Annotated in this window: 12 protein-coding genes; 5 read left to right on the forward strand and 7 right to left on the reverse strand. The window is 63.5% G+C overall.

Annotation, left to right across the window (positions count from 1 at the left end):
- Positions 1-55 precede the first annotated feature (55 nt).
- Positions 56-826, forward strand: a complete 771-nt coding sequence (locus MUO32_RS14105) for an SDR family oxidoreductase (protein ID WP_257948947.1) — start codon at positions 56-58, stop codon at positions 824-826.
- A gap of 28 nt (positions 827-854) precedes the next feature.
- On the opposite strand, the gene MUO32_RS14110 is transcribed toward MUO32_RS14105, so the two are convergent.
- The 3 genes from MUO32_RS14110 to recQ all read right to left on the reverse strand — a co-directional run bounded on the left by MUO32_RS14110 (position 855) and on the right by recQ (position 4,129).
- Positions 855-1,571, reverse strand: coding sequence for an outer membrane protein (locus MUO32_RS14110; RefSeq protein WP_257948948.1), 717 nt, complete (start codon positions 1,569-1,571; stop codon positions 855-857).
- Between the two features lie 150 nt (positions 1,572-1,721).
- Complete coding sequence (locus tag MUO32_RS14115) at positions 1,722-2,192, reverse strand: VOC family protein (protein ID WP_257948949.1); 471 nt, start codon at positions 2,190-2,192, stop codon at positions 1,722-1,724.
- Positions 2,193-2,266: 74 nt separating this feature from the next.
- A complete protein-coding gene (gene recQ / locus MUO32_RS14120; RefSeq protein WP_257948950.1) occupies positions 2,267-4,129 on the reverse strand; it encodes a DNA helicase RecQ in 1,863 nt (620 codons plus the stop codon).
- A gap of 136 nt (positions 4,130-4,265) precedes the next feature.
- On the opposite strand from recQ, the gene MUO32_RS14125 reads away from it, so the two are divergent.
- Positions 4,266-4,652 (forward strand): VOC family protein, encoded by a 387-nt coding sequence (locus MUO32_RS14125; RefSeq protein ID WP_257948951.1) that lies wholly within the window; start codon positions 4,266-4,268, stop codon positions 4,650-4,652.
- A 55-nt stretch (positions 4,653-4,707) separates the two neighbouring features.
- On the opposite strand, the gene dnaG is transcribed toward MUO32_RS14125, so the two are convergent.
- A complete protein-coding gene (dnaG, locus tag MUO32_RS14130) occupies positions 4,708-6,717 on the reverse strand; it encodes a DNA primase (protein ID WP_257948952.1) in 2,010 nt (669 codons plus the stop codon).
- On the opposite strand from dnaG, the gene MUO32_RS14135 reads away from it, so the two are divergent.
- Entirely contained in the window at positions 6,716-7,330 is a 615-nt protein-coding gene (locus tag MUO32_RS14135; RefSeq protein WP_257948953.1) for a GNAT family acetyltransferase, read from the forward strand. The genes dnaG and MUO32_RS14135 overlap by 2 nt on opposite strands.
- Before the next feature lie 72 nt (positions 7,331-7,402).
- Here MUO32_RS14135 and MUO32_RS14140 read toward each other — a convergent pair whose 3' ends face one another.
- Positions 7,403-7,852, reverse strand: coding sequence for a GatB/YqeY domain-containing protein (locus MUO32_RS14140; RefSeq protein ID WP_257948954.1), 450 nt, complete (start codon positions 7,850-7,852; stop codon positions 7,403-7,405).
- A 325-nt stretch (positions 7,853-8,177) separates the two neighbouring features.
- Here MUO32_RS14140 and carA point away from each other — a divergent pair, with 325 nt between their 5' ends.
- Together carA and MUO32_RS14150 are read left to right on the forward strand one after the other, a co-directional pair.
- Positions 8,178-9,386 (forward strand): glutamine-hydrolyzing carbamoyl-phosphate synthase small subunit, encoded by a 1,209-nt coding sequence (gene carA / locus MUO32_RS14145; RefSeq protein ID WP_257948955.1) that lies wholly within the window; start codon positions 8,178-8,180, stop codon positions 9,384-9,386.
- A gap of 112 nt (positions 9,387-9,498) precedes the next feature.
- On the forward strand, positions 9,499-9,870 hold the full coding sequence (locus MUO32_RS14150; RefSeq protein WP_257948956.1) for a hypothetical protein: 372 nt from the start codon (positions 9,499-9,501) through the stop codon (positions 9,868-9,870).
- A 64-nt stretch (positions 9,871-9,934) separates the two neighbouring features.
- On the opposite strand, the gene MUO32_RS14155 is transcribed toward MUO32_RS14150, so the two are convergent.
- On the reverse strand, positions 9,935-11,305 hold the full coding sequence (locus MUO32_RS14155; RefSeq protein WP_374708646.1) for an MATE family efflux transporter: 1,371 nt from the start codon (positions 11,303-11,305) through the stop codon (positions 9,935-9,937).
- A 149-nt stretch (positions 11,306-11,454) separates the two neighbouring features.
- Positions 11,455-12,708, reverse strand: coding sequence for a TCR/Tet family MFS transporter (locus tag MUO32_RS14160; RefSeq protein WP_257948959.1), 1,254 nt, complete (start codon positions 12,706-12,708; stop codon positions 11,455-11,457).
- Positions 12,709-12,963: the final 255 nt, after the last annotated feature.

Here is a 12,963-nt window from a genome sequence, read left to right on the forward strand (position 1 = left end):
CAGGGTTGACAGGAGCGTCCAGCCGCTATCCGGTGGCACCGCGAAAGGATGGGCGATGACGATACTAGACAGGTTTTCCCAGAAGGGCCGTGTGGCGCTCGTGACCGGCGGCGGACGCGGCCTCGGCTTCGAGATCGCCAAGGGCCTGGCGGAGGCCGGCGCCCATGTGGTGGTGACGGGCCGCACGCGCGCGACGCTTGAAGAAGCCGTGACGAAGATCGCGGCTGCCGGTGGCACCGCCTCGCATGCCGCATTCGACATCGCCGACCGGGCAGCCCAGCGTGCCGCGCTTGCCGAAATCGAGGAAACCCATGGCCGGCTCGACGTGCTCGTCAACAATGTCGGCGCCCGCGATCGCCGGCCGCTTGCCGACATGGATGACGCGGCGATCGACGAGCTGATCCGCACCGATCTCGCTGCCGGGGTCAGCCTGTCACGCGACGCCGCCCGCCTCATGAAGCGCAACGGCCACGGCCGGCTGATCGCGATCACCTCGATCGGCGGCCATGTCGCCATGCCGAACGACGGCGTCTATCCCGCGGCCAAACACGGCCTCACCGGCCTGATGCGCAGCATGGCCGTCGAATACGGCCCGCACGGCATCACCAGCAACGCCATCGCTCCCGGCTGGTTCGCGACGGAAACCAATGCCGTCATGGCCGCCAATGACGACCTGATGCCGTTCGTCCGCCAGCGCATCCCCGTCCAGCGGTGGGCGCGGCCCGACGAGATCGCCGGTGCGGCTCTCTTCCTCGCCAGCGACGCCGCCTCCTTCGTCAACGGTCATGTGCTGGTGGTGGATGGCGGGATGACCGTCAGGATGTAGCCACGAAAAATTTATTGCGCGGCGCTCGTCAGAACTTGAACGCAATGCCGAGACGGGCGCTGTGGGTTTTGAGCGAAATGTTCAATGGCGGCGCACCCAGAACCTCAAACGACTTCGAGCCGAGATCGGAGTACCGATAGTCGGCTCTGACTATGATCTTGTCCGTGACGGCATATTCCGCACCGACACCGGCCGTCCAGCCGGTGTAGTTCGCGTCAAAATTTTCGATGGCACCGACGAGCCTCTGGGATACGCTTGCAAACGCCACGCCGCCCGCGACATAGGGCAGCCAGCGATCCACGGCATACCCGAAGCGTGCCCGCATCGCGCCAGTCCAGTCAATCTTCTGGACGACAGGGTAATCGGCAGGCCAGGGCGCGCCCGTCGCATCATAGACGAGAACGCTGTCTCTGGCGCCGCTCCACGCGATGTCGGCTTCGACGCCAACGACGATGTCGTTCCCGAACTGATAGTTCGCACCGGTGTAAAAGCCGCCGACAAAACCATCCGGCTCAGGGTGTGCGGTATCACCGCTGCCATAAAAATGGCCATTGCCGCCGATGTAACCCGCCTGAGCGCCGATAAATCCGCCAGACCAGTCGAAAGCCGTGCCGGGTTGCCACGCTGTATCGTCCGCCAAGGCCGGTACGGATCCACCAGCCAGCCCGAAAGCCACGGCGATAGCAAGACTGCGCATGAAAACCCCCTCGACCGGTTCAATCGAGAATGATTCTCTCCCGACCAATAAACACCTCCGGTTGATAACCGAAAGGGCAGGCAAAGCAAACATATATCGGGGGCACGGCGTATGCGGGTTGGTATGCGCCGCAGGCGAACCGGGCTGGGGCCGACGAGGTTCGCGGTGCGGCCCGGTCGAACCTCGTCGGCCCCAGCCCTATCCCGCTGCGGCGGCCTCCAATGGCGCGATGTCGAGTTTGACCATCGTCAGCATCGCCTCGGTGACACGCCTGACCTTTTCCTGGTCCGGATCGTTCATCAATTCGCCGAGCCGCGTCGGAGCGATCTGCCAGGACAGGCCCCAGCGATCTTTCAACCAGCCGCATTGTTCCACCGAACCGCCATCCTTCAGTGCGTCCCAGAGACGGTCGAGATCGCGCTGCGTCTCGCATTCGACCATGATGGAAAAGCTGTGATTGAACGGATCGAGCGGGCCCGCTTCGATGGCCATGTACCGCTGGTCGCCGAGGGTGAAGCTGGCAATCCTGACGCTGCCGGGCGGGCCGCTCGGCGTCTCGGCCGGAAGGGCCGAGATCCAGTGGACCGAGGAACCCGGAACAAGCGAGGTGTAGAAGCCGATGGCGGCCTCCATGTCCTTTTCGAACCAGAGATGCTGCGTGACTTTCATCGTGACGTCCTCCTGTGACCATGCTCAAGGACGAACGAAGCCACAACGTTCCGACAGGCCGCCGCAAAAAGCGTCTACCCCGCAAATTCATCGATCACGGCAAGGAAGGCCTCACCGAACCGGTCACGCTTGGAAACGCCGATGCCGGGAATATCCAGCAACTCCTCCAGGTCGCTCGGTCGCTCCTTGGCGAGCGCAATCAGCGTCGTATCTGGGAAGACGACATAGGGCGGCACGTCGAGATCCTTGGCGATGGAAAGCCGTTCGGCGCGCAAAAGCTCGAACAGTTCGCGGTCCGAACCCGAAAGGTTCGAACGCTCGCGCGCGGCGGGCGAATTGCCGGTCTTCGCCTTGCGCCCCGTCTGCGGTCGGTCCTTGCGGAAGAACACCTCCCGCTCGTGGCGGAAAACAGCACGCGCCTCCGCCTCCAGTTTCAGCGCGCCGAACGCCGAATGATCGACGCTGATAAGGCCCATGGCCAGCAATTGCCGGAAGATCGACTGCCAGATGCGCGGCGCGATGTCCTTCCCGGCACCGAAGACAGGCATTTCCGTGTGACCGAACCGCAGCGTCTTCTCGTTTTCGACGCCCATGAGCACATCGATGACATGGGCTGCGCCAAAACGCTCGCCGGTGCGGTAGACGGCAGCCAGGGCCTTGATCGCCGCCTCGGTGCCGTTCCAGGTCTCGACCGGGTTGCGGCAGGTATCGCAATTGCCGCAATGGCCCGCATGGGCCTCGCCGAAATGGGCCAGGATCGCCTTGCGCCGGCAGCCGGCCGTCTCGCAGATGGCCAGCAGCGCCATGAGCTTGGCGCGCTCGATGCGTTTGATCTCCTCGGCCGCGTTGCCCTCGTCGATCATCCGCCGCCGCTGCACGACGTCTGCCATGCCATAGGCCATCCAGACGTCCGACGGCAGGCCGTCGCGCCCCGCGCGGCCCGTCTCCTGATAATAGGCTTCCACCGAACCCGGCAGATCGAGATGGGCGACATAGCGCACATCCGGCTTGTCGATGCCCATGCCGAAGGCGACGGTGGCGACGAGGCAGAGGTTCTCCTCCTTCAGGAAGGCATCCTGATTGGCATCGCGCACCGCCCGGTCAAAGCCCGCATGATAGGGCAGCGCCCGCACGCCCTGCGTGTTCAGCCACTCGGCCGTGTCCTCCACCTTGGCGCGCGACAGGCAATAGACGATGCCGCTCTCGCCCTGGTGCTTCGAAAGAAAACGCAGGAGCTGCTGGCGTGGCTGGTCGCGCTCGGCGATCTCATAGGAAATGTTCGGCCGGTCGAAGCTGGTGGTGAAGACCTCGGCGTCCTCGAGCCCCAGGCGTTCGATGATGTCGTCGCGCGTATGCGGATCGGCGGTGGCCGTCAGCGCGATGCGCGGCACACCGGGATAACGCTCGCCGAGCATGCCGAGCGTGCGGTATTCCGGCCGGAAGTCATGCCCCCACTGCGACACGCAATGGGCCTCGTCGATGGCGAAAAGCGCGATACGGGCATCCGCCACGAGATCGGCAAAACCGTCCGTGACGATTCGCTCCGGCGTGACATAGAGAAGGTCGAGTTCGCCTGCCCGCATCGCGTCGCGCACGGCGAAAAACTCCTCGCGCGACAGCGAGGAATTGAGCCCGGCCGCGCGAACGCCAAGCTGCTTCAGCGCCTCCACCTGGTCGCGCATCAGCGCGATCAGCGGCGAAATGACGATACCGACACCTTCGCGGCAAAGGGCTGGAATCTGGAAGCACACCGATTTGCCGGCACCGGTTGGAAAGAGCACGACGGCATCACCGCCGCCGGTGACGTGCTCCACCACCGCCTGCTGCTTGCCGCGGAAGGCATCGTAGCCATAGACGCGCTTCAGCACGTCGAGGGGCGCGGCAGCCGGCGCGTCAAATAGGGCGGCAAGGGAACTGGAGGATCTGGTCTGGGTCATGGTCAGCACTTTTTCCTCCATTCTGGCCAAGCCCGCCCTCATGGGCAACCACCTTCGCGTCGACTTTTACCGTCACGCACAATGTTCTTGATTTGTTCCTATTTCAAGATAAAGTTGCAATCGAGGAGGAAAAAACATGACGGATGTCTATGCAACACTTGGCGCGAAGGATGCCGCGGCGGCGGCGACCTTCTACGATGCGGTACTCTCGACGATCGGATGGGCCGTGCGGGACGATTTTCCCGGATGGCGAAGTTATTCGAAAGGCGGTGGGCCTGACGGCTTCACGCTGTGGCTTTGCACGCCGTTCGATGGCGCGGCTGCGAGCGTCGGAAACGGCACGATGATCGGCTTCCCGGCCGCCGCGAGGGAGGATGTCCACGCGTTCCACGCGGCCGCGCTTGCCCATGGCGGGACGGATGAAGGCCCGCCCGGCCCGCGCCCGCATTATGGGCCGGACTGGTACTCCGCCTATATGCGCGATCCCTCGGGCAACAAGCTGTCAATCGTCTTCAACGGATGAGACCTGGCAAGCGGGCAAAGCCGGATTTTGACGCCGCCGGCCGGTCGCGAGAACCCTAACGCGCCGAAGGTCCCTTCACGCGGCCGGACATGACGCCAAAGCCCTCGATGATCGCTTCCTGGTTTTCCAGGCGCACGGTCTCGTGCTGCACTTCCTGAAGCGCGCGGAGGATCTGCGGCACGCGTTCGCCATCTCCCTCCTCCGTCGCTAGCGCCAGTTCGCGTTCCAGTTCGCGGCGCTGCCAGAGCAATGCGCGGGTCCGTTTGTGGAGGGCAAGCGCCTGATTGTAGCCTTCGCTGGCATCCTCGGATGCCGCCTCGGCCGTCGCCGTCCAGAGACGGGAGTTGCGAACCTGCTGCTCCAGGCCCTTGAGCAGCATCTCGAAACCGGCGGCTTCCAGTTCCTCGATCAGCCGGTCGCGATCGAGTCGCGCGCCGACAGTACCGGCAATGCCGATGAGCGACGACCAGAGGCGCTGCAGGTCACGGTTTTCGTATTCGATGATGGCGATCTCGTCATAGTCGCTGAAGAGAAGGCCCGGATGATTGACAACGGTCAGCGCCAGAACACTTTCGCGAAGGGCCGGCAGCTCCTGCGTGCCACGCACCAGCGCCGAACGGGCAAGCCGATCGGAAATGCCCGACGGCATCGCGGTGCCCTGTGCTGCGCCGCGCGTCCCGCCGCCTCTCTGCTGGCGGTTGCCGGCAAAGCCGCCGCCGCTGCCGCTCTGGTGGCGCTGGGCAGGACGGAAGAATGTGTTCAGCCTGTCGCGCATGTCCTGCTGGTAATGTCGGCGCACGTCCTCGTCGCCGATAACCGCCGTGATCTGGCGCAGGCGCGCTTCCAGTGCGGCGCGGCTTTCCGGCGTATCAAAGCTTGCGCCCTGCACCTCACGGCTCCAGATCATCTCCGCCAGCGGCCGGGCGCTGGCCATCACCTTGTCGAACGGTGCCCTGCCCTCATGGCGCACGAGATCGTCCGGGTCCTTGCCGTCGGGCAGCAGCGCGAAGCGCACGGTCCGCTCAGGCTTGATGAAGGGCAGCGCGAGTTCGGCGGCGCGGTTGGCCGCGCGAATGCCCGCGCCGTCGCCGTCGAAGCACAGCACCGGCTCCGGCGTCATCTTCCACAGAAGGTCCAGCTGGTTTTCGGTCAGCGCCGTGCCGAGCGGCGCAACGGCATTTTCGATGCCCGCCTGATATAGCGCGATCACGTCCATGTAACCTTCGACGGCGATGATCGTGCCGGCCGCCTTTTCATCCTGCGCGCCGTTGCCAGCGCGGCCGGCCCCTTGCGCGCTCTTGCGGGCGCGCGCGTGATTGTAAAGCACGCCACCCTTGTGGAAGAGTTCCGTCTCGTTGGAGTTGAGATACTTGGCCGGCGCATCGGGCGACATGGCGCGACCGCCGAAGGCGATGACCTTTTCCCTGACGGAGAGGATCGGGAACATGATGCGATCGCGGAAACGGTCGTAGGAGACGGGGATTTCCGGCCCGTGCACGACGAGGCCGCAGGCCTCGATCGCCTCTTTCGGCACGCCCTTGCCGGCCAGAAACTCTTTCAGCGCGTTGCGGCTTTCCGGTGCAAAACCGAGCCGGAAGGTCTCGATGGTGCGGCCGGTCAGGCCGCGGTCGCGCAGATAGGCGCGCGCCTTGGCGCCGGCCGGCGTCTGGAGCTGGTCTTCGAAGAAGCGGGTCGCCATGTCCATGACCTCGACGAGGCCCATGCGCTCCTTTTCGCGCTGCTCGGCCTGCACGTCCGGCTGGGGCATGGCAACGCCCGCCATGTCGGCGATCTGCTGCACGGCCTCGGGGAAGGACAGCCCGTCGAGGTCGGTGAGGAACCGGAAATGATCGCCGGACACGCCGCAGCCGAAACAATGGTAGCGGCCCTTGCGGTTCTCGCAATGGAAGCTCGGCGATTTTTCGCCGTGGAACGGGCAGCAGGCCCAGTAGTCGCCGCGCGAGACGTTGGTCTTCTTGCGGTCGAAGGTCACGCGCCGGCCGATCACGTCCGAAATGGGGACGCGGTCACGGATCTCGTCTAGGAAGGCGTTGGAAAAGCGCATGGCAACCTCGGTTGAGGTTCATATAACCATCCATGGGGCCAGCCGCCAGCGCTACTCGCCCGCCCACAGCAATTCACAGGATGTAGCGGCGTGCGAGCCTGATCGTCATCCGGGCAAAGGCCATGGCAATCTGTTGCAGGCCGCAGGCTTGATGCTACACTTCGCCGGGAGTTTCAACGGAATCCGGTCGGCAATGGCCTTCATAACGACGTATCACAGCGCACACTTTTCCGGCGTGGAAGCTCTCTGGGCAGAAGCATTTCCAAATGACGCGCCCTGGAATGCCACCGCCCCCTCAATCGCGGAAAAACTCCGCTTTCAGCCTGACTTGATGCTGGTCGCCCTTGATGGGACCCAGGTCGTAGGGTCCGTCATGGCCGGTTATGAAGGGCATCGAGGCTGGATTTCGCGCATCGCGGTGCTGAGGTCGCACAGAAGCCGGGGCGTCGGGCAAGACCTTCTCGCAGAAGCCGAGCGTCGCCTCGCTTCACTCGGCTGCGTCAAGGTGAACTTGCAGGTGGTCGAATCAAACGCGCAGACGGTCGAGTTCTACGAAAGATCCGGCTACCGCATCGAGCCTCGGATCAGCATGAGCAAACATCTCCGATCTTAAGCCTCGTTACCCTCGCGAACATCAGATGCAAAGCTTGTGTTTTGCATCTGATGTTCGGCAAGGACAGATCCGCTACTTCAACAGGTCCTTCACCACGCCGGAGGCCTTGGCGAAGTCCATCTGCCCGGGATAGCGCTCCTTGAGCACGGCCATGACCTTGCCCATGTCGCGCAGGCCCTGCGCGCCGATTTCGGCGATCGCACCGGCGATGAGGTCCTTCATCTTGTCTTCGGAAATCTGCTCCGGCAGAAAACCCTCGATGACCTTGATTTCCTCGCGTTCCTGGGCGGCGAGTTCCGGCCGGGCGTTTTCCGAGAAGATTTTCGCCGATTCCTCGCGCTGCTTGATCATCTTGGCAAGAATCTGCAGGATCTCGTCGTCCTCGACGGGGCCTTTGCCCGCACCGCGGTTGGCGATGTCGCGGTCCTTCAGCGTCGCCAGGATCAGGCGCAGCGTGGAAACACGGCAGGCATCCTTGGCCTTGAGGGCTTCCTTGAGGGCATTTGCGAAAATTTCGCGCATCATTTTCTCCATGGAAGGCCGTTGGCGCCGGATGCGCGGCCACGCCTTCTCGTCGTTCTCTTGTGCATGCTCATAGACCGGCAAAGGCCATATCCGCAAACGGATTGCGTAAGTATTTGATTCCAAATACTTCTTAATTCAACGCAATCCACAGGCGGCGGTTGACCCCGTCAGCCGCTTTGTCTATTTTCCGGCACCTGCACGAAAATTGGCAATCAGGGCGAACCAACGCGGGTTTCCGCGCGCCTTTGCCTGCGACCTCAAATGGTGCCTGGTCCTCCGGCTTTCAAGCCGGCGGCGCCCGGGTGCCGGAAACGGGATGAACATGACCTCGACCCCCGCATGGACCACTGAAAAGCCGACCGCCCTGCTCGTCCTCGCCGACGGCACGGTCATCGAAGGCAAGGGCATCGGCGCCACCGGCAAGGTGACCGCGGAAGTCTGCTTCAACACGGCGCTGACGGGCTACCAGGAAATCCTGACCGACCCCTCCTATCTCGGCCAGATCGTCACCTTCACCTTCCCGCATATCGGCAATATCGGCGCCAATGACGAGGATATCGAAGACCTGACCCCCGCCGCGCGCCACGGCGCCGTCGGCACGATCTTCAAGGCGGACATCACCGCCCCCTCGAATTACCGCTCGGCAAAACATCTCGATGCATGGCTGAAGGCCCGCGGCATCATTGGCCTCTCCGGCATCGACACGCGCGCGCTGACCGCCTGGATTCGCGAGAACGGCGCGCCGAACGCGGTGATCGCCCACGACCCGAACGGTGTCTTCGACATCGAGACGCTGAAGGCCGAAGCGAAGGCCTGGAGCGGCCTCGTCGGCCTCGACCTCGCCAAGGTGGCCTCCTCCGGCCAGTCCTCGCGCTGGAGCGAGAAGCCCTGGGTATGGAACGAGGGGGCGGAAGACCTCGCGGACGGCGACGTGAAATATCATATCGTCGCCCTCGACTATGGCGTGAAGCGCAACATCCTGCGCCTCTTCACCGGCCTCGGCTGCAAGGTCACGGTCATGCCCGCGACATCCAGCGCCGAGGACGTGCTGGCGCAGAAGCCGGATGGCATCTTCCTCTCCAACGGCCCGGGCGACCCGGCTGCAACAGGAGAATATGCCGTGCCGGTCATCCGCAAGCTGATCGAAAGTGGCCTGCCGATCTTCGGCATTTGCCTCGGCCACCAGATGCTGGGCCTCGCCGTCGGCGCAACGACCGAAAAAATGCACCAGGGCCACCACGGCGCGAACCACCCGGTGAAGGACCACACGACTGGCAAGGTGGAAATCGTCTCGATGAACCACGGCTTCGCCGTCGCCTCGACGTCGCTGCCCGAGGGCGTGGAAGAGACCCACGTCTCGCTGTTCGACGGCACGAATTGCGGCCTTCGCCTCGTCGGCAAGCCGGTCTTTTCCGTCCAGCACCACCCGGAAGCCTCCCCCGGCCCGCAGGACAGCCACTACCTCTTCCGCCGCTTCATCAATCTGGTGCGCGAGAAGAAGGGCGAAGAAGCCCTGCCGGAACGGGCGTAAGCGATCCCAATCCATCGACATTCGAAAGGCCCCGCCCCCCTGCGGGGCCTTCTCATTTACGGGCCAAGGCTTTAGCGACGAAACAACCAGAGAATGAAAGAGCCGATCTCGGATGAGTATTGCCCGCTGTACACTCCTCGTCTTGATGGTCCTAAGTGGGGCAAAATCTGCCTTTGCAGCAGCAGAACTGAGATCCGCGCAGCCGGAAATCGTTTGCCACAACGAAATTGTTTTCCTCGATATCTGGCAAGCGCTGAACACCATCTCTCACATGGAATACAGCGGCGCCAAAGCGCGCATCATCGTCCATGGCAAGGCTTGGCGCAAAAGCACGGCAGAGCTGCGGAAGAAAATTGCACTCGCCGCTTATTGCAGAATCCGTGTGGAATACGGTGGCGGAACGGTCGATGTCATGACGAGCGTCACCGGCCCCAGCCGTGGAACTGTGACTGACGGCTATTGGCATGACTCGCTGACGGATTGAACGCCTCACCGAACGTATTGATTCGCGGGCAGCGCCTATTCGCCGCCGGCCGACGGTACGCCCATCAGGCGACCCGCCGCACCAGTCGATAGAAGCGCCAGTTGAGCAGGGCGGCCGCTGCGGCGAGACCGCCGACGAAGCCGAACCAGATGCCGACGCCGCCGAAACCGGCCGGGAAGGCGAAGAACCAGGCGCAGAAGAAGCCGATCGGCCAATAGGAGATCAGCGCCATGACCATCGGGATGCGGGTATCCTTGAGGCCACGCAGCAGGCCGGCAGCGATGGCCTGAAGGCCATCGACCAGCTGGAAGATACCGGCAATCACCACGAAGGGGCCGGCGATGGCCAGAACCGCGGCCGAATCCTTGCCCGCCTCGTCGAGGAAGATCGCGGCAAGCGTCGTGGGGATCGTGGCAAAGAGCAGACCGCCGCCAACGGAAATGACCGCCGCGACGGCAAGGACGGCCAGCGAGGCGCGCACGACGGCGAGGTGATCGCTGCGGCCATGGGCGACGCCGACGCGCACCGTACCGGCCTGGGCGAGGCCGAGCGGAATCATGAAGGCGATGGAGGCAAGCTGCAATGCGATGCCATGGGCTGCCAGCTCCAGCGTGCCGATGTTCCCCATGAGGAGCGAGGCGCCGGTAAAGAGGCTGACTTCGGCCAGCATGGTGAAACCGATCGGCAAGCCGAGATGCACGACCTCGCGAAAAGCCGGCCAATCCGGCCGCCAGAAACGCACGAAGAGCTCGTAGCGGCGCAGTTCCGGCCGCCACTGGATATAAGCCGCGAGGAGCAGGAAACTCAGGATGTTGACGGCAAGCGAGACGACGGCGGCGCCCTGGATGCCCATGGCCGGAAAGCCGAAACGGCCGAGCACCAGCGCATAGGCGAAGAAGGCATTGATCGTCAGGATCGTGATCGTGACATAGAGCACGATGCCGGCGCGGCCATGGGCGCTGACGAGGCCACGCAGCGTCATGAACAGCAGCGCCGGAGCCATGCCCCACTGCACGACCTCCAGGTAGCGGCCGGCAAGGGCCGCCACTTCCGGCTTCTGGCCGGCATAGAGCAGGATGTTTTCAGCACTGTAGAAGATCGGTACCATCAGCGCCGAATAGATCAGCACCACCCACATGCCCATGCGCACCGAGCGGCGCACCGACACCGTATCGCCACGCCCATAGGCCTGCGCGACCATCGGCATGACGGCATTGGCAAAGCCGGAGCCGAGAATGAACAGGGTGAAGAAGAACTGGCTCGACAGCACGAGTGCCGCCAGATGCGCCGCGCCAAGACGGCCGACGATGACCACATCCGTCGTGTGAATGCCGAGCTGGGCGAGCTGCGCGCCGATCAGCGGCACGCCGAGGGTGAACGTCGCCCGGAAATGGGCGCGCCAGCTGTTGTCCTCGCGATGCGTTGCCATGTGCATAATAGTTCTCACTTTCGCATCGCTTCCGATCACAAGTTCCGGTCGCGATCAATCGACTAGGATTGATGTTTTCATCAAAAATGCGCGATTGCGGCCCAACCGGCCGGTTTTCTCGAAAATTTCGTTGAAATGTCACGTTTGAAAGCGGCTTAAGCGCTTCCCGACACGATTTTTCCCACGGGACCGGCTCCCGCCCCGCGCAGCTTCATGACGAAGATCATGAGACCGACGAAGAGGATCAGCGCCGCCACCGCATAGGGCGCCCCGGCAAAGACGACGGGCGCATGCGGCCCGGTGAAATGACTAAAGGCCTGCGTGAAGATCAGCGGCCCGATGATGGTGGTAATGCTCGAGACGCTGGTGAGCGCACCCTGCAACTCGCCCTGCGCCGAGGGCGACACGCGGGCCGACGCAATGGAACGCAGCGGCGGGTCGGCGAGACTTTCGAGTGCGGTCAGCACGATTACCACATAGACCATCCAGCCCTGCCAGGCCGCCGCATATCCCGCGAGGCCGAGAACCGCGAAGGAAAGCCCGATGACGGCCGTGCGGAACTCCCCGAGCTTCGGCACGACGCGCGGCAGGACGAAGGCCATGACGACAGCGCCACCAATGCCAAAGATGCCGAGTGACAGGCCGATCTGCCCTTCGCTCCAGCCGTAGCGCAACGCGGCGACGAAGGGCCAGACCGAAGGATAGACGGCGTGCGCCAGCCAGTAGCAGAAGAAGACGAGCCCGACCCAGAGCACACCGGGATACTGGCGCATCTGGAGAAGCGCACCGAGCGGATTGGCCCGGGAAAGCTCGAACCGTCGGCGGTTTGCCGGTTGCAGGCTTTCCGGCAACAGGAAATATGCGGCCACGAAGTTGAGAAAGGCGAGCACGGCCGCGCCGTAGAAAGGGATGCGCGGCCCGAACTCGCCGAGCAGCCCGCCGATGACAGGGCCGAGCGCAAAGCCCGTACCGAAGGCGATGCCCATCAGGCCGAAGTTCTTGGCGCGCGTCTCCTCCGTCGAGACGTCAGCGATATAGGCCGCCGCCGTGCCGAAACTCGCACCGCTGATACCCGCCAGCACCCGACCGACGAAGAGCATCCAGTAGCTCGCCGCGAGCGCGCAGATGAGATTGTCGACAGCGAAGGTGAAGATGCAGGCCAGCAACACCGGCCGGCGGCCAAAGCGGTCCGACAGATTGCCGATGAATGGCGCGAAGAGGAACTGCATGCCGGCATAGACGAGCAGCAGCCAGCCGCCATCGATCGCCGCCTGGCTGAGATCGTCGCCGGTAAGCTCGCGCAGATAGCTCGGCAGGACCGGCATGATGATGGCGATGCCGATCACGTCGAGAAACATGATCATGAAGACGAGAAAGAGCCCACGCCGGGTGGACCTGGCATCGATCATGGAATGACCTCGAAAAAAGAACGGCACCCGCACCGGCGGACAAAAAAGTCAGGCGACGACTTCTAGTTCAGTTTTTCCAGCGAAACAATCCGTGAACATCGCAAACTTCCTGAGCGTTGCTACGTGTCTGCCTGAGATACCGGCGTGCAATCGCCGGCAGATGACGGGACACGCAAACCGTCAGCGCAGTGTCAGGTTGTTCATGAAAGAAGGTCGGCACGGATCCGATCCACCCTCAGGGAAACCGGGACCGGC

The organism is Shinella sp. CPCC 101442, from assembly GCF_024704725.1.
GTDB lineage: Bacteria > Pseudomonadota > Alphaproteobacteria > Rhizobiales > Rhizobiaceae > Shinella.